Annotated in this window: 14 protein-coding genes; 7 read left to right on the forward strand and 7 right to left on the reverse strand. The window is 72.1% G+C overall.

Translation table 11 applies throughout. The features are described 5' to 3' along the window. Nucleotides 1-4: 4 nt before the first annotated feature. A complete protein-coding gene (locus tag PZ894_RS00865; protein ID WP_275741511.1) occupies nucleotides 5-1,660 on the reverse strand; it encodes an acyl-CoA synthetase in 1,656 nt (551 codons plus the stop codon). Nucleotides 1,661-1,704: 44 nt separating this feature from the next. Beyond that, entirely contained in the window at nucleotides 1,705-2,226 is a 522-nt protein-coding gene (locus tag PZ894_RS00870) for a DNA starvation/stationary phase protection protein (RefSeq protein WP_275741608.1), read from the reverse strand. Nucleotides 2,227-2,398: 172 nt separating this feature from the next. Here PZ894_RS00870 and PZ894_RS00875 point away from each other — a divergent pair, with 172 nt between their 5' ends. Next, on the forward strand, nucleotides 2,399-2,818 hold the full coding sequence (locus PZ894_RS00875; RefSeq protein WP_275741513.1) for a hypothetical protein: 420 nt from the start codon (nucleotides 2,399-2,401) through the stop codon (nucleotides 2,816-2,818). A 41-nt stretch (nucleotides 2,819-2,859) separates the two neighbouring features. Here the strand turns inward: PZ894_RS00875 and PZ894_RS00880 are convergent, their stop codons facing one another. Together PZ894_RS00880 and PZ894_RS00885 are read right to left on the reverse strand one after the other, a co-directional pair. Continuing rightward, on the reverse strand, nucleotides 2,860-3,183 hold the full coding sequence (locus tag PZ894_RS00880; RefSeq protein WP_275741515.1) for an SHOCT domain-containing protein: 324 nt from the start codon (nucleotides 3,181-3,183) through the stop codon (nucleotides 2,860-2,862). A gap of 27 nt (nucleotides 3,184-3,210) precedes the next feature. Beyond that, on the reverse strand, nucleotides 3,211-3,651 hold the full coding sequence (locus tag PZ894_RS00885) for a DUF6325 family protein (protein WP_275741517.1): 441 nt from the start codon (nucleotides 3,649-3,651) through the stop codon (nucleotides 3,211-3,213). 153 nt (nucleotides 3,652-3,804) lie between these two features. On the opposite strand from PZ894_RS00885, the gene PZ894_RS00890 reads away from it, so the two are divergent. From PZ894_RS00890 to PZ894_RS00910, 5 genes are all read left to right on the forward strand, one after another. After that, on the forward strand, nucleotides 3,805-6,528 hold the full coding sequence (locus tag PZ894_RS00890; RefSeq protein WP_275741520.1) for a cation-translocating P-type ATPase: 2,724 nt from the start codon (nucleotides 3,805-3,807) through the stop codon (nucleotides 6,526-6,528). Between the two features lie 10 nt (nucleotides 6,529-6,538). Then, nucleotides 6,539-7,303: a hypothetical protein gene (locus tag PZ894_RS00895; protein WP_275741523.1), complete on the forward strand. Its 765-nt coding sequence runs from the start codon at nucleotides 6,539-6,541 to the stop codon at nucleotides 7,301-7,303. A 3-nt stretch (nucleotides 7,304-7,306) separates the two neighbouring features. Beyond that, complete coding sequence (locus PZ894_RS00900; RefSeq protein ID WP_275741525.1) at nucleotides 7,307-7,795, forward strand: DUF1269 domain-containing protein; 489 nt, start codon at nucleotides 7,307-7,309, stop codon at nucleotides 7,793-7,795. Continuing rightward, nucleotides 7,788-8,288 carry a hypothetical protein gene (locus PZ894_RS00905; protein ID WP_275741527.1) on the forward strand — a complete coding sequence of 167 codons (501 nt, stop codon included), beginning with the start codon at nucleotides 7,788-7,790 and terminating at the stop codon, nucleotides 8,286-8,288. The genes PZ894_RS00900 and PZ894_RS00905 overlap by 8 nt, the downstream gene beginning before the upstream one ends. A 95-nt stretch (nucleotides 8,289-8,383) precedes the next feature. Next, nucleotides 8,384-8,971 (forward strand): hypothetical protein, encoded by a 588-nt coding sequence (locus PZ894_RS00910; RefSeq protein ID WP_275741530.1) that lies wholly within the window; start codon nucleotides 8,384-8,386, stop codon nucleotides 8,969-8,971. Here PZ894_RS00910 and PZ894_RS00915 read toward each other — a convergent pair. From PZ894_RS00915 to PZ894_RS00925, 3 genes are all read right to left on the reverse strand, one after another. Next, complete coding sequence (locus PZ894_RS00915) at nucleotides 8,944-11,613, reverse strand: LuxR C-terminal-related transcriptional regulator (protein ID WP_275741532.1); 2,670 nt, start codon at nucleotides 11,611-11,613, stop codon at nucleotides 8,944-8,946. The two genes, PZ894_RS00910 and PZ894_RS00915, sit on opposite strands and share 28 nt — an antisense overlap. 138 nt (nucleotides 11,614-11,751) lie before the next feature. Further along, nucleotides 11,752-14,019, reverse strand: a complete 2,268-nt coding sequence (gene katG, locus PZ894_RS00920) for a catalase/peroxidase HPI (protein ID WP_275741534.1) — start codon at nucleotides 14,017-14,019, stop codon at nucleotides 11,752-11,754. Nucleotides 14,020-14,050: 31 nt separating this feature from the next. After that, nucleotides 14,051-14,479, reverse strand: a complete 429-nt coding sequence (locus PZ894_RS00925) for a Fur family transcriptional regulator (RefSeq protein ID WP_275741535.1) — start codon at nucleotides 14,477-14,479, stop codon at nucleotides 14,051-14,053. Between the two features lie 233 nt (nucleotides 14,480-14,712). Between PZ894_RS00925 and PZ894_RS00930 the strand changes: the two genes are divergently transcribed. Next, a complete protein-coding gene (locus PZ894_RS00930) occupies nucleotides 14,713-15,693 on the forward strand; it encodes a hypothetical protein (protein WP_275741537.1) in 981 nt (326 codons plus the stop codon).

Below are 15,693 nucleotides of genomic sequence, written 5' to 3' on the forward strand. Positions count from 1 at the left end.
GGCGTCAGCCGACCGCCTGCGCCTTCGCCCAGCGGTAGTCCGCCTTGCCCGACGGCGAGCGCTGCACGCTCGGCACCCGGACGATCGCCTTGGGCAGCTTGTAGCGGGCGATGTGCCGGCCGGCCTCGGCCAGCAGCTCCTCGTCGCTGACCTCGACGCCGTCCTCGAGCTGCACGACCGCCACGACCTCGTGGCCCCACCGTGCGGAGGGGCGGCCGGCCACCACCACGTCGCGCACCGCGCCGTGTGCGGCCACCGCCCGCTCGACCTCCTCGGCGAAGATCTTCTCGCCGCCGGAGTTGATCGTGACGCTGTCTCGGCCGAGCAGCCGGATCCGGCCGTCCTCGAGCACGCTGGCCCGGTCTCCGGGCACCGACCAGCGCTCGCCGTCGACGACCGGAAACGTGCGGGCCGACTTCTGCGGGTCCCCGAGGTAGCCGAGCGGGACGTACCCGCGCCGGGCCAGCCAGCCGCCGGACTCCCCCGGCTCGAGCTGCCGGGTGAGCAGGTCGTCGAGCACCCCGGTGTCGGGCCGCGGCGTGAAGAGCATGGCCTCGTCCTCGAGGCCCTTCATCGTCAGCTGGCTCATCTGCAGGCCCGACTCCGAGGAGCCGGCGGAGTCCAGCACCATCACGTGCGGCAGCGCCGCGAAGATCCGGTCGCGCACCGACGGCGTGAGCGCGGCTCCGCCGTTGCCGAAGCTGACCAGGCCGGAGAGGTCGTAGCTGCCGCGCTCGACCTCCTCGATGATCGGCTTCGCGATCGCGTCGCCGACCGTCACGATGTTGAGCACGCGCTCCCGGGCGGCGACCTCGAGAGCGTTGCCGGCGTCGAGGCCGTGCACGTCGTCGGGGATGACGATCTTGCCGCCCGAGGTGATGCCGTGGAAGGTCGACCACTGGGCCGCGCCGTGCATGAAGGGCGGGATCATCAGCATCGCCAGGCCGCCGTTCGCGTTGCGGGCCGCCTCGGCGATCGCGTCGTACGACGGGTAGGGGTCGGTCTCGCCGAACGGCGTGCCGCCCATCGTGGAGACGTAGATGTCGTGCTGCTTCCACAGCACGCCCTTCGGCATGCCGGTGGTGCCGCCGGTGTAGAGGAGGTAGAGGTCCTCACCACCGGGCGTCGGCATGCCACCGGGCGGCTCGGGAGCCGCGAGCGCCTCGTCGTACCAGACGGCGCCGGGCAGCAGGTCGTGGCCGGACTCGTCGGGCACCTGCACGAGCACGGTCAGCTCGGGCAGCTGACGGCGCACGGCCGCGACGACCGGAGCGAACTCGGCGTGGAAGACCAGGCCCCTGGTGTCCGCGTCCCGGAGGAGGTAGGCGAGCTCCTCGGCGACGTAGCGGTAGTTGACGTTGAACGCCGCGACCCGGGCGCGGAAGGCGCCGAGCATGGCCTCGAGGTACTCGTTGCCGTTGCGGAGGTAGATGCCGACGTGGTCCTGACCGGACTCGTGGTTGGCGAGCCCGGAGCGCTCGGCGCGGATCCCCAGCCCGCGGCCGGCGAAGAACCGGGCCAGTCCGTCGATCCGCGCGTCCATCTCGGCGTACGTCACGCGCCGATCGCGCCAGACCAGGACCTCCTGGTCGGGTACGGCACCGGCGACGGTCCCGAACACCGTCGCGAGGTTGAAACCGTCGGGACCGGGACCGGGCATCGTCGACCGCCTCGCGCTAGAACAGGTTCCTGTTCCGCGCGATGCTAGCGCAGGACGGGGCGAGGCAGGCTCGCGTTCGCGACTCGGTTCTCGCTGTCGATCATCCAGGCCAGCTGCTCGAGGCGCTCGATGATCGCGTGCAGGATGTCGGCGGTCGTCGGGTCCTCGGCGTCCACGTCGTCGTGGATGCGGCGGGCGGTCCCGGCCACGGCGTACAGGCTCGCGGCGACGAGGTCGACGGCCTGCGCCGTGTTGACCTCGCCCGTCGGGAGGTCCGGGAGGCTGGACTGCGCGGCGACGGTGGCCGCCCGGCCGTCGGGCGTCACGTAGACCGCGCGCATCCGCTCGGCCACCTGGTCGGAGAACTCGCGGGCCGCGTCGACGACCTCGTCGAGCGCCAGGTGGAGGTCGCGGAAGTTGAGGCCGACGACGTTCCAGTGGGCCTGCTTGCCGACGAGGTGGAGGTCGATGAGGTCCACCGAGAGCTGCTGGAGATGGGTGGCCAGCTGCTCGGACGCGGTGAACGGCGGCTTGGCGATGTGGGTGCTCCGGTCTGAGTGCAGCATGTCGGTCACGAGACCGCTCCTTCCGTCGGGGACGGCACCAGCCAACCACCGTTTCTTGAACAATTCCAGAAAGGTGAGCCTTGCCTGAGCCCGCAACCACCCCGCCCGGGGTGGTGCGACGCCACCCACCGCGATCCGACCATCGAGCCACCCCTCAGGAGGAGGCGCCGGCATGGGCTCGGAATCGCAGTACGACATCGACTACTCGACCCGGGGCACTGTCGCCGACCTCGGCGCCACCTTCGCCGCGGTGCTCCTGGCCGTCTCGTCCGGGATGAACGTCCTCCAGGGCCTGTCGGCGATCGTGAACGACGACCTCTACGCCGCGGGCAGCGAGTACCTCTACGAGCTCGACATGACCGTCTGGGGCTCGATCCACCTCGTCCTCGGCATCGTCGGCATCGCGGTCGGCATCGGCATCGTCGTGCGGGCGTCGTGGGCCCAGGTGGCCGGCATGATCGTGGCCGGCCTCGCGATCCTCACCAACTTCGCGTTCCTCCCCCACTACCCGCTGTGGTCGATCGTGATCATCGCGTTCAACGGCTTCGTGATCTGGGCGCTCACGGTCCAGCTGCGGGGCTACGACTACTGACGCAGCGACGCTGCGAGACGCAGGAGGCGGCTCGACGACGGTCAGCCGGCCAGCAGCTTCGCCTTCTGCGCCTCGAACTCCGCGTCGGTCAGGATGCCCTGGTCGCGCAGCGCTCCCAGCTTCTGGAGCTGCTCGATCAGGTCGTCCGAGCTCGACGTCGTCGATGCGGCCGGCGCGGCCGGGGCCGCCTGCGGGGCGGCGTACGCCGGTTGCTGGTACCGCTGCTGCTCGTAGTACTGGTGCTCGTACTGCTGCTGCTCCTGCGCCGCCCAGCGGCCCGCCTGGCGTCGCGACACCCGGTTCGAGACCGCGGTCGCGGTGCCGGCGACGACGGCCGTGCGGGCCATGCCTCCGATGAGTCCCATCTCGGTTCCTCTCCTGGTCGGTTCCGGTCAGGCGTTCGCCGACTCGAGCGCGTCGAGCGCGGCGGCGACGTCGGCGGCCGGGATCCGGCCGCTGGCGACGACCTCGGCGCCGGCCTCCCGCATCGCGGAGACGAACGGTCCGGCCCAGGTGTTCTCGTAGACGAGGAGCGCCACCGCGTTGCCGGGCTCGACGAGCGCGGCGCTCTGGGCGATGTCGTCGTCGTCGAGCAGCCCCGACCGGACGCCCTCGAAGACCGCGAGGTCGAGCTCGCCGTCACCGTCCATGTCGGCGATCGCCATCGCCGCGACGCTGCCGTCCGCGCCGACCGTGGCCACGACGAGGTCCAGGATCCGGATGATCCCGCGGTCGGTCAGGTCGATCAGCGCGTCCAGGCCACGACCCTGGAGCCTCGCGCCGGGCAGCTCCACTGCCAGGTAGTCGATGGGTCCTACGTCGAGCTGGGGCATCGGGTCCTCCTCGGGAGATTCCGTGGTCGGGGACCCCACGCTCACACGCGTCTGGGTGGTTGGACCCCACCCCGGCAGGGGTGAGGTCCAACCACCCGCGCCGTCACGACGATCGGCACGAGGCGGGCCCGCGCCTCACGAGCGGAGGGACAGATGAGCGACGACACCCGGCTCGCTCCGGCGCCTGCCGTCGACCCTGTCTCCGCTCCTGCGGACGTGGTCGCGGCCGGCCTCGGGGTCGAACCGGCACGGGGGCTCTCCGCCGACGAGGCGCGGGCCCGGCTCTCGACGTACGGCCGCAACGAGCTCGCGGGCGGCGCGAAGGAGCCGGGCTGGCGCGCGTTCCTGCGGCAGTACGAGGACTTCATGCAGCTGGTGCTGCTCGCCGCCGCGCTCGTCAACCAGCTGGTCACCGGCGAGGCCGGCACGACCGTCGTGCTCGCCGGCCTGACGGTCCTCAACGCGGTCATCGGCCTGCGTCAGGAGGCGAAGGCCGAGGAGAGCGTCCAGGCGCTCTCCCAGATGATGAGGACGATCGCGCGGGTACGCCGCGACGGCCGCGCCGTCGAGGTGGACGCCGCCGAGCTGGTCCCGGGCGACGTGGTGCTGGTCGAGGCCGGGAACCTGGTGCCCGCCGACGGACGGATCGTGCTCGCAGCGACCCTGGAGATCGAGGAGGCGGCGCTCACCGGCGAGAGCCTGCCCGTCGGCAAGACCGCCGATCCCGTCGAGGGCACCGACATCCCGCTCGGGGACCGGATCTGCATGGCCTACATGAACACCTCGGTGACGCGCGGTCGCGGCGAGATGGTCGTGACCGCGACCGGCATGGGCACCGAGATCGGCCACATCGCCGACATGCTCGCGCACACCGAGACCGGCAAGACGCCGTTGCAGAAGCAGCTGGACTCGCTGTCGAAGATCATCGCCACCATCGCGGCCGTCGCGCTCGTGCTGGTCGTGCTGCTGGGCCTGGCGCAGGGCCAGTCCTTCGACACGCTCTTCATCACCGGCGTCGCGCTCGCCGTCGCCGCGATCCCCACCGGGCTGCCGGCCGTCGTCACCGCGCTGCTGTCGATGGGCACGCGCGAGATCGCGCGTCGCAACGCGATCGTCAAGCGGCTGCCCGCCGTCGAGACGCTCGGGTCGACCTCGGCGATCTGCTCCGACAAGACCGGCACGCTGACGCTCAACAAGATGACGGCTCGTCAGCTCGTGGTCCCGGGGCGCAACCGCTACACGGTCACCGGCGAGGGCTACAGCACCGTCGGGGAGATCAACCACGTCGGCGGCCAGCGCCACGACCTCGACCCGTACCTGCTCCCGATGGTGCTGTGCGCCGATGCGGTGCTCGACGGCGAACGACTCATCGGCGATCCCACCGAGGGCGCCCTGATCGTGCTCGGCGCGAAGGGCGGGCTGAACATCGCCGAGACGCGGGCCGCGCTCCCGCGGATCGCCGAGGTGCCCTTCGACTCCGACTACAAGTTCATGGCGACCTTCCACCAGATGACCGGCGAGGACGGCCGCGAGGTGGTGCGCTGCTACGTCAAGGGCGCGCCGGACGTGCTCATCGCCCGCTCCACCGCGCTCCGGCACCCGGACGGGACGATCGTGCCGATCACCGAGGACAACCGCCACCTGGCGCTCGAGGCCAACGACGCCATCGCGAACGCCGGCGAGCGGGTCATGGTCGTCGCCCGGCGCGACCTCCCGCCCGGCACCGTGCGGCCCGGGGCCGACCTCGTCGGCGAGGTGCGGGACCTGGTCCTGCTCGCCATGGTGGGCATCGTGGACCCGCCCCGGCCCGAGGCGAGGGCCGCGATCGCCGAGTGTCACGATGCCGGCATCCGGGTGCGGATGATCACCGGCGACCACGCGACGACGGCCGCCGCGATCGCGGCCGAGCTCGGCATCGAGGGGCGAGCCGTCACCGGCACCGAGTTCGCGGCGATGAGCGACGAGCGCCTCCGCGCCGAGATCGACGGGATCGGCGTCGTGGCCCGGGTCGCGCCCGAGGACAAGGTCCGCCTCGTGCGCCTCCTCAAGGAGAAGGGCAACGTCGTCGCGATGACCGGCGACGGGGTCAACGACGCTCCTGCCCTCAAGAACGCCGACATCGGCGTCGCCATGGGCATCACCGGCACCGAGGTCTCCAAGGAGGCCGCGGTGATGATCCTGACCGACGACAACTTCGCGACGATCGTCGGGGCCGTGTCCTACGGGCGCACGCTCTACGACAACCTGTTGAAGTACCTCCGGTTCCAGATGTCGACGCTGGTCGCGTACGTCGCGATCTTCATCGGCGCCGGCATCTTCTCCATCGCCGACGGCGTCCCGCTCGACCCGTTCCAGATCCTGTGGCTCAACTTCGCCGTCGACGTCCCCATCGCCATCGCCCTCGGGTTCGACCAGCCCGCCCACGGGCTGATGACCCGGCCGCCGCGGCCGGTGGGGGCGCCGGTGCTCTCGCGCGGCAACTGGATCCGGTTGTGCGTGCAGGGTGCGGTGATGACGGTCGGGGCGCTGACGGCGTACCAGATCGGCGACTACCAGGGCGACGCCGTGCTCGCCGCGACGATGCTGCTCACCACGCTCTCGCTCTTCCACCTCGCCGCCGCCCTGCTCTGCCGCGACCAGGTCCACACGGTCTTCGACCGCGACGCCCTCCCCGGCGTGCTCCAGCTGCGTCGGTACGCCGTGGCGCTGGTGGCGATCGTCGCGGTGACCGGGCTCGACTTCCTCCAGCGCATCTTCGACACCACGGGCCTCGACCTCGGTCAGTGGTGCACCTGCCTCGGCCTGGCGGCCTCGCTCGTCGTCGTCGAGGAGCTCGTCAAGCTGGTCGTGCGCCGCACGACCGAGGACACGGCGTGAGCTGCGCCCGATGAGCACGCTCCCCACGTACGACGCCGAGCAGCTCGCCGAGCTGCTCACGCTCCTTCCCGATGTCGACGCCGTCGAGCTCAAGCTGACCGTCTCGGAGCACGACCGCGCGTGGGTGCTGGGCGCCCTCGGGATCGACCCGCTCGACGCCGTGGTCCGGCAGGTGGCGTTCGTCGACACCCCCGACCTGCGGCTCTCGGCTGCCGGGCTGGTGGTGCGGGTCCGCCGGACGCAGCACAAGCCCGGCGACGCCACCGTGAAGCTGCGCCCGATGCTGCCGGGCGACGTGCCGGAGGGTCTGCGCGACCTGCCGGGCTTCAAGGTCGAGGTGGACGCCTCACCGGCCGGGTTCACCTGCTCCTGCTCGCTCACGGTCGAGGTGCCGGACCGGAGGGTCCAAGGCGTGCTCGCGGGTGATCGCCGGATCGCGGAGGTGCTGTCCGGCGACCAACGAGCGCTGCTCGGGGCACGCCTGCCCGAGGAGGTCGGGCTCGAGGACCTGCGGGTCCTCGGGCCGGTCGCGCTGCTCAAGGCCAGGTTCCAGCCTGACGACTACCCCCGGCGCATGGTCGCCGAGCTGTGGTTCCTTCCCGACGGGTCACGGCTGCTGGAGCTCTCCGCGAAGTGCAGCCCCGTCGAGGCGTTCCAGGCGGCCGCCGAGACGAAGGTCCTCCTGGCGGGCAAGGGCGTCGACCTCGACGCACCGCAGGAGGCGAAGACCCGCACTACCCTTGCCACACTCGCGGCATCGATCGAGAAGGAGTAGGTCATGACGACGTTCACGGTCTGGAAGTTCGACGAGCCGGACGGCGCCTATCGGGCCGAGGCCGCGCTCAAGACCGCCGCCGGCGACGACCTCGTGACCATCGTCGACCACGCGGTCATCAGCTGGCCCGCAGACACCGACAAGCCGACGCTGCGTCACGAGCACGACAGCCGGAAGCACGGGGCCGCGTGGGGCGCGCTGTGGGGCATCCTCGGCGGCGCCCTCTTCGCGATCCCGGTCGCGGGAGCCGTGCTGGGCGCCGGCATCGGCGCGCTGGCGAGAGCCACCGACGGCACGGGCATCACGAAGGGCGACCTGGAGCGGATCCGCACCGAGGTCACGCCGGGCACGTCCGCGCTGTTCCTCGTCACCGACGACGCGGACCTCGACCGGCTCGGCGAGCGGTTCCACGGCCGCGACAGCCGGCTGATCACGACCAACCTCACCGACGCGGAGCGATCCACGTTGCTGGAGACGTTCGGTGGTGGCTGAGCCCGCGACGACCCGTCGCGACCGCCTGGGGCTGTTCCGCGGTGGCGAGGGGGCGATCACCGGCACCGTCGTGTGCGCGGCGGCGATCGCCGTGGGCACCGACCACAGCGAGACCATCGGTGAGCTCAGCCTCGTCATCCTCGGCACGATCGCGGTCTACTGGATCGCCCATCTCCACGCGGTGACGATCGGCAGCTCACTGACGCACCGGCACCACCCCGTCGCCGCCCTGCGGCGCGCGTTCCGCGAGACGCTGCCGATCGCCGGCGCCTCCGTCGTACCCCTGGGGGTGCTGCTCGTCGCCTCGGTGCTCGGCGCGGGTCTCCGCAACGCCGCGTGGATCGCGATGGTCGCGACCATCGCGCTGCTGACGCTCTACAGCTGGGTCGCCGGCGTGCGCGGCGGACTCGACATCCCGGGCAGGATCGCGAGCGCCGTGGCCGGCGCCCTGGTCGGCCTGCTGGTCGCGCTGCTCAAGGTGGGGCTGCACTGACCGGCGACGCCTCACCCGCTCCGGGGTGGTCTCGGGCTACCCCGGTGGCTGGCACGATCCGGGGACCGACCGCCACCCGCAGGAAGGTGAGACCCATGCCGGACCCGCCGCGGCGGGAGGGAGAGCCGGACCTCGACCTGCTCGAGTACGTCCTGGTCTCGGCGCACGACGTCGACGCACTCGCGCCCGTGGCCCGCGCCGTGGAGCAGCTGGTGCACACCGGGTCGATCCGGCTCCTCGACGCGGTCGTCCTGGTCCGCGTCGACGGCTCGGCACGGGTCGACGCGGGGTCTCCTGCCGACCACCAGCCGCTCTCGGGGCTGACGGCCGTCGCCGACGGCGGCGTGCTCCTGAGCACGCACGACGTCGAGCTCGCCTCGGTCACGCTGGCCTCGGACGAGATCGCGCTGCTGGTGCTGGTCGAGGACACCTGGGCGGGAGCACTCTCCGACGCCGCCCGGGCGGGCGGTGCCCGGCTGACCGCCGGCGAGCGGATCGCCCGGGACCGCGTGCTGGCGTCACTCGGCCGCGCGGGCGCCACCGACCTCATCGTCCGGAGTCCGGGGTCGACGCCCCTGATCGACCAGGTGGCCCAGGTGCGCCAGCTCGCGCGACTCGTCGAGCGGGGGCTGCTGTCGCTCGACCGGTACGAGGTTCAGCGGCGGCGGGTGCTCGACGGCTGACCCCTGCGGCGCAGGCTGGTCAGTGCGCGCGCGACCTCGGCCGCCTCGGCGCGCGACGTGCAGCCGAGCTTGCGATAGATCACCTTGAGGTGGAACTTCAGGGTGTTGATCGAGATGAAGAGCTCGTCGGCGATCTCGCGGAGCGTCAACCGACTGGGCAACATCCGCAGCACCTCGAGCTCGCGCTCGGTGAGCTCCTCCACGAGACCCGAGGTCTCCGCGTGCGCCGCCGGTGGCTGGCCGGCGCGACGAAGCCGGTCCAGCCAGTGCTGGGGCACGCGCCCCGCGAGCCGCTCGATCCGGTCGAGGATCTCCGGCCCGTCGGCCGCCACCGTCTGGACGAGACCGTGGCTCGCGGCCACCCCGGCCGCCTCGAGCAGGTGCTCCTGCGCCTCCCGCGGTGCAACGCTCGCGCGGCTCTGCAGCAGGGCCGCGACGACGCGGTGGCGCGGGCACCGGGGCTCGACCGTCTTCAGCTCGACGGCGGCGAGTCCCGCGTCGCCGGTCGCGAGGTGCAGGCGTGCTGCGACGGCGCCCGTCCAGAAGGTGTCGACCACCTGACCGGACCACGCCCGTGCCCCCTCGACGTCGCCGGCGGCCAGGCTCAGCGAGACGCCGCACCGTCCCAGCCAGGTGCGGGCGCCGGGCCCGGGCATCTCCGTGTCGACCATCTCCGTGGCCCGACCGAAGCTCCGCTCCGCGGCCTCGAGGTCGCCGGCGGCGAGCCGCGCCTCGGTCAGCTCCAGGAGGGCCAGCAGCTGGCAGTGCGACGCCGGCTCGACGCTCCCCTCGCAGACCTCGAGCAGCAGGGGCATGGCGGTCGCGACGTCCCCGAGCTCGCGGCGGGCGACCGCCTCCGCCGTGAGTGCCTCGTTGCGCAGGACCGTCATGCTGGCGTGTGCCTCGACCTGGCGCGCGCCGGCCACCAGGCGGAGCGCGTCGGCGGGGCGACCGGCCAGGGCCTCGGCCAACGAGCGGCTGCCTTCGAACGCGAGCCGCCGCTCGGGCACGACACTGAGTGCCCGGACGACCTCGCGGACCTCGTGGCTCGAGTCGTCCCAGCGCTCGGAGAGCGCGATGTCGCGCGCGATCATGTTCCACGCGAACTGACCGAGCGGGTCGAGCCACCACGAGTCGCCGAGGCTCTCGAGCGCCGAGCGGGCCAGCGACGCCCCGTCGACCCAGTGACCCTGGAGCGTCGCCGCGATGGACTCCAGGACCTCCAACCGCGCGCCCAGCACGGGATCCACGTCGAGGTCGTCGCGCACCAGCCGGCGGAGTCCCTCGACGAGGGCGACGAAGCGGCGGCGATCCACCAGCAGGTGGCACCACGCGTACTCCAGCATCGCGTCGATCCCGTCGGCGACGACCGCGTCGGGGAGGGCCGTCACCGTGCGCAGGATCGTGCTCTCGTGGCCGCCATCGTACAGCGCCGGCGCCTGGGCGGCGAGCAGGCGGAGGGTCTCGCGCGGACGATCGGCACGCAGCCAGTGCTCGAGCGCCGAGACGGTCTGCCCGTGCGCCTCGCGCCAGCCGGCCGCCCACGCGTGGAGCTGACGCAGTCGATCGGGCGAACGCTCGGCGAGCACGCCGAGCAGCACCTCGCGGACCAGCGCGTGCATCTCGAACCCGGAGGGCTCGGTCCGCGACACGAAGAGGCCGCGCTGCTCGGCGAGCGTGAGGAGATCCGCGGCGTCGACACGGCCGGCCAGGATCCGGGCCAGGTCCGGCTCGATGTGCTGCACGACGGTCGTCGCGATCAGGACGTCCACCATGTCCTCGGGCTCGTTGGCGAGCACCTCGTGCCAGACGTAGTCCTCGAGATGGAGGCGCTCGTCGAAGCGTCTCGGCAGGTACCGCTCACCTTGCGCCTCCGACGACCGCGCCGCCAGGGCCGCGAGCTGGATGCTCGCCGCCCAGCCGCCCGCCCGCGCCGCGACCTCCGCCGCGACGTCGGGTCTGAGCGTCGGCGCGAGCCTGGCGAGCATCGCGGTCGCCTCGTCATGGGAGAACCGCAGCTCCGGGAAGTGGACCTCGCCGAGATGGCCGCCCGCTCGCAGCCTGTCGACCGGCAGTCGCGGGGACCGTCGGCTGGCGATCACCACGTGCAGCCACGTGGGCAGGTGCTGGACGAACAACGACAGGGAGGACCCGACCACGTCGACCTCGTCCACCAGGTGCAGGTCGTCGATCACGAGCACCTTCGCGTCGTACTCCCGGGCCCCGAGGTCGTCGAGCAGCGCGCCGACCGCCTCGAGGAGCTGGCCCGGGCGCTGCAACCCGTCCACGGCCGACGCGGCAGATCCCGGCGCCACACCCTCGAGCGCGGCGAGGACGCCACGCCACAGCTGGACCGGATCCCGGTCGTCCGCGTCGAGGGACAGCCACGCGACGGGGAGGGCGGTCTCGGCCGACCAGCTGCGCAGCAGCGACGTCTTCCCCGAGCCCGCGGGCGCCACCACCAGCGTGAGCGGCGCCGCGACCGCCACTTCGAGGAGCGCGTGGAGGCGAGGTCGGGGCAGGAGGTACGACGGGCTGACGGCCGGGTGCAGCTTCGCCCGGAAGACCGCCGATCGCAGGTCGGCGCTGAGCGGGTTGACCGCGGCGGCCGCGCCGGGCGCGCGCTCGTCGTCCGCAGGCACCACGACCACCCCCTCCGACCTCGCGAAACCGGGCCTTTCAGCCTTGCACCGGCGCCTCGCTCCGCTCCTCCCCCGAAACAGGCGAAGGGCCCACGTCGTCCGACGTGGGCCCTTCGCTGGCCTCGAGCCCGGGGGCGGTCAGGCCAGGTCGAAGCGGTCGTTCTCCATGACCTTGACCCAGGCCGCCACGAAGTCGCGGACGAACTTGTCGCGCGCGTCGTCGCTGGCGTAGACCTCGGCGAGCGCCCGCAGCTGCGAGTTCGAGCCGAAGATCAGGTCGACGGGGGTCGCCGTCCACTTCACCTCGTCGGTGGCCAGGTCGCGGATCTCGTAGACGTTCTCCTCGGACTCCGAGGCCTTCCACCTCGCGCCGGGCGCGAGCAGGTTGGCGAAGAAGTCGTTGGTGAGCACGCCGGGGCGGTCGGTGAGCACGCCGTGCTGCGCCGCGCCGACGTTGGCACCGAGGGAGCGCAGGCCGCCGACGAGGGCGGTCATCTCGGGGGCGGTGAGGTCGAGCATGTAGGCGCGGTCGACCAGCAGCACCTCGGGCTGGAGCTTCTCACCCTCGCGCAGGTAGTTGCGGAAGCCGTCGGCCCGCGGCTCGAGCACCGCGAAGGACTCGACGTCGGTCTGCTCCTGGGTGGCGTCGGTGCGGCCGGCGTGGAAGGGCACGCGGACGTCGACCCCTGCATCCTTCGCAGCCTTCTCGACCGCGGCGGAGCCGCCCAGCACGATCAGGTCGGCCAGCGAGATCTTCGCGTCGCCCGCCTCGTTGAACTCGGCGCGCAGACCCTCGAGCTTCTCGAGGACGGTCGCGAGCTGCTCGGGCTGGTTGACCGCCCAGCTGCGCTGCGGCTCGAGCCGGATGCGCGCGCCGTTCGCACCGCCACGCTTGTCGGTGGAGCGGAAGGTCGCGGCCGACGCCCACGCCGTGGAGACCAGCTCGGACACGGTCAGGCCCGACTCGAGGATCCTCGCCTTCAGCGCGGCGACGTCGCCGTCACCGACGAGCTCGTGATCGACGGCCGGCACCGGGTCCTGCCAGATCTGGGTCTCGGCGACGTACGGGCCGAGGTAGCGGCTGGCCGGCCCGAGGTCACGGTGCAGCAGCTTGTACCAGGCCTTGGCGAAGGCCCGCGCGAACTCCTCGGGGTTCTCGTGGAACCGCCGCGAGATCTTCTCGTACTCCGGGTCGAACCGGAGCGCGAGGTCGGAGGTCAGCATCCGCGGCTCGCGACGCGGGTCGCCGTCGTGCGCACCCGGCACCATGTCGGACCCGGCGCCGTTCTTGGGACGCCACTGGTGCGCGCCGGCCGGGGACTTCATCAGCTCCCAGTCGTAGGCGAACAGGATGTGGAAGAACTCGTTGTCCCAGCGCGTGGGGTGGTAGGTCCAGGTGATCTCGATGCCGGAGGTGATCGTGTCGCCGGCCCGGCCGCTGCCGAACGCGCTGTTCCAGCCCAGGCCCTGCTCCTCGAGGGGAGCGGCCTCCGGCTCCGGACCGACCAGGTCGGCGTCGCCGGCACCGTGGGTCTTGCCGAAGGTGTGGCCGCCGGCGATGAGGGCGACGGTCTCCTCGTCGTTCATCGCCATCCGGGCGAAGGTCTCACGGATGTCCCGGGCCGAGGCCAGCGGGTCGGGGTTGCCGTTGGGGCCCTCGGGGTTGACGTAGATCAGGCCCATCTGGACCGCGCCGAGCGGGTTCGCGAGGTCGCGCTCGCCGCTGTAGCGCTCGTCGCCCAGCCAGGTGTCCTCGGGACCCCAGTAGATCTCCTCGGGCTCCCAGACGTCCTCGCGGCCGAAGCCGAAGCCGAACGTCGTGAACCCCATGTCCTCGAGCGCGACGTTGCCGGCGAAGACCAGCAGGTCGGCCCAGGAGATCTTCTGGCCGTGCTTCTGCTTGACGGGCCACAGCAGGCGGCGGGCCTTGTCGAGGTTGGCGTTGTCGGGCCAGCTGTTCAGGGGCGCGAACCGCTGCGCGCCGTCGCCGGCGCCGCCGCGGCCGTCGTGGATCCGGTAGGTGCCGGCCGCGTGCCAGCTCATCCGGATGATCAGACCGCCGTAGTGACCGAAGTCTGCCGGCCACCAGTCCTGCGAGGTGGTGAGCACCTCGACGATGTCGCGACGCAGCTCGTCGAGGTCGAGCTTCTCGAACTCCTCGGCGTAGCTGAAGCCCTCGTCGAGCGGGTTGCCCTTCGAGGAGTGCGCGTGCAGCACCGAGATGTCGAGGCTGTTGGGCCACCAGTCCTTGTTGCTGTGGGGACGGCCGCCGGTCTTCGGCGTCGGCGAGTCGATGGCCGGGTTCTCGCTCTCGCTGCCGTGGGCGGCAGCCGAGTCGTGCATCACCGGGCACCCGCCCTCGGCCTTGCGGTCCACGCCCTGCGGGTCGCTCTGGTTGTCGGTCATGTTTCTCGCGCTTCCTTCCAACGGGGGTTCGTCACTTCGGGGTAGGTGCGGTGGAGCAGGCGGGGCACAGGCCCCAGTAGATGACCTCGGCCTCGTCGATCCGGAAGCCGGAGTCGTCGGAGGCGGTCAGGCACGGCGCGTGGCCGACGGCGCAGTCGACGTCGGCGATGGCGCCGCAGGAGCGGCAGACCACGTGGTGGTGGTTGTCGTCGACCCGCGACTCGTAGCGGGCCACCGAACCGGAGGGCTGGATGCGGCGTACCAGTCCTGCCGCGGTGAGCGTGTGCAGCGAGTCGTAGACGGCCTGGTGGGAGACATCGGGCAGCCCGCGGCGCACGGCGCCGATGATCGACTCGGTGTCGGCGTGCGGGTGAGCGTGCACCGCGTCGAGGACCGCGAGCCGCGGCCGGGTGACCCGCAGCCCCGCGCCCCGCAGCAGTTGCTCGGCGTCGGTGGTCATGGGTGCAGTCTTGCGCCGTTTCTTGAACGAGTCAAGAATTGTCGGGACGTGTCGGGAGTCGTGCGTGTTCGCTGGACGCGGCGGCCCGCCACACGCCTCCGAGCGTCTCGTTCCGGCATCGAACGGATTACGGTTCGATAACGCGGGTACCCAAGAGTCCTTCCACGAAAGACGCGGCACGCCGACGTGTTCATCGTCCAGCACGCGAGACCGCTGACGGAGAAGGAGCACGCTTGCGGACCGCCGAGACGGCGCCGAGTCGCCCAGCGGACACGGCGCACGACGCGCGAGACGCCCGCCACGGGCGTCCGGCCGTGCTCCGCTGGCTCGGCCGGCTCGCCGCACTGCTCGCCCTCATCCTCGCCTTCGGTCTGCTCGGACTCCTGGCGGGGCTCTGGCACGTGACACACGGTCGACGATCGGCCCATCCGACCTGCCGGGGCTGCCGACGACGGCGGCGCGTCGCGCTGGCCGGCACCTCCGCGCTGGCCGGACTGGTCCTCCTGGGGGCGGGAATGGCCACCGACCAGCTCATGAACGGCCCCGGGCTGCCGTCGTGCGGACCGGAGCTGCCGACCCACACCACGGCCCGACTGGACGGGTCCGGCACGGCGGAGGCCGGCGGCGTCTGGCTCACGGCACGACAGGTCCTCACGGCGCCCGTCTCCGGCCTGGCCCGCCATTACGTCGACGACCGCGGCGGCGGGCTCTGCAAGGGGGACTCGATGACCCTGGCGTTCATGCCGTCGGCGGCCTCGGAGAGCAGCTTCGCCGTGGGCAGCGTCGTCCTCACCCGCGACAAGTCCGAGATGAGGGAGAAGGGTCAGTGGAAGGCGCTGGCCAGCCACGAGTCGCGCCACGTCACCCAGTGGGCGGTGCTCGACCTGATCGGAGGACCGTTGGCGATGCCCGTCCTGTACTCCCTGGACGAGGCGCTCTATCCCGACTCCCGCAACCACTTCGAACGCGCGGCCAGCCTCGTCGACGGCGGCTACCCGCATCCCGAGGACTTCGGGCCGCGCCCCCAGTGGGCCAAGGTCGGCGTGATCGGCATGCTCCTCGTCGCCCTCGGCTGGCGGCGCCTCCGCTGGAGCTCCCGCGTGCTCGCCGGCGGCGCCACGGCGGCAGCGGCGTCTCAACCCGGCCGCTGCCCGCTCCACAGCCGCGGCTGGTTCCGGCTCGACGCTCTCGACGGCACTCGGCCCCACTCCTGA

Origin of the sequence: Nocardioides sp. YIM 152315 (genome assembly GCF_029210375.1) — a bacterium.
In the GTDB taxonomy this organism is placed as follows: Bacteria; Actinomycetota; Actinomycetes; order Propionibacteriales; family Nocardioidaceae; genus Nocardioides.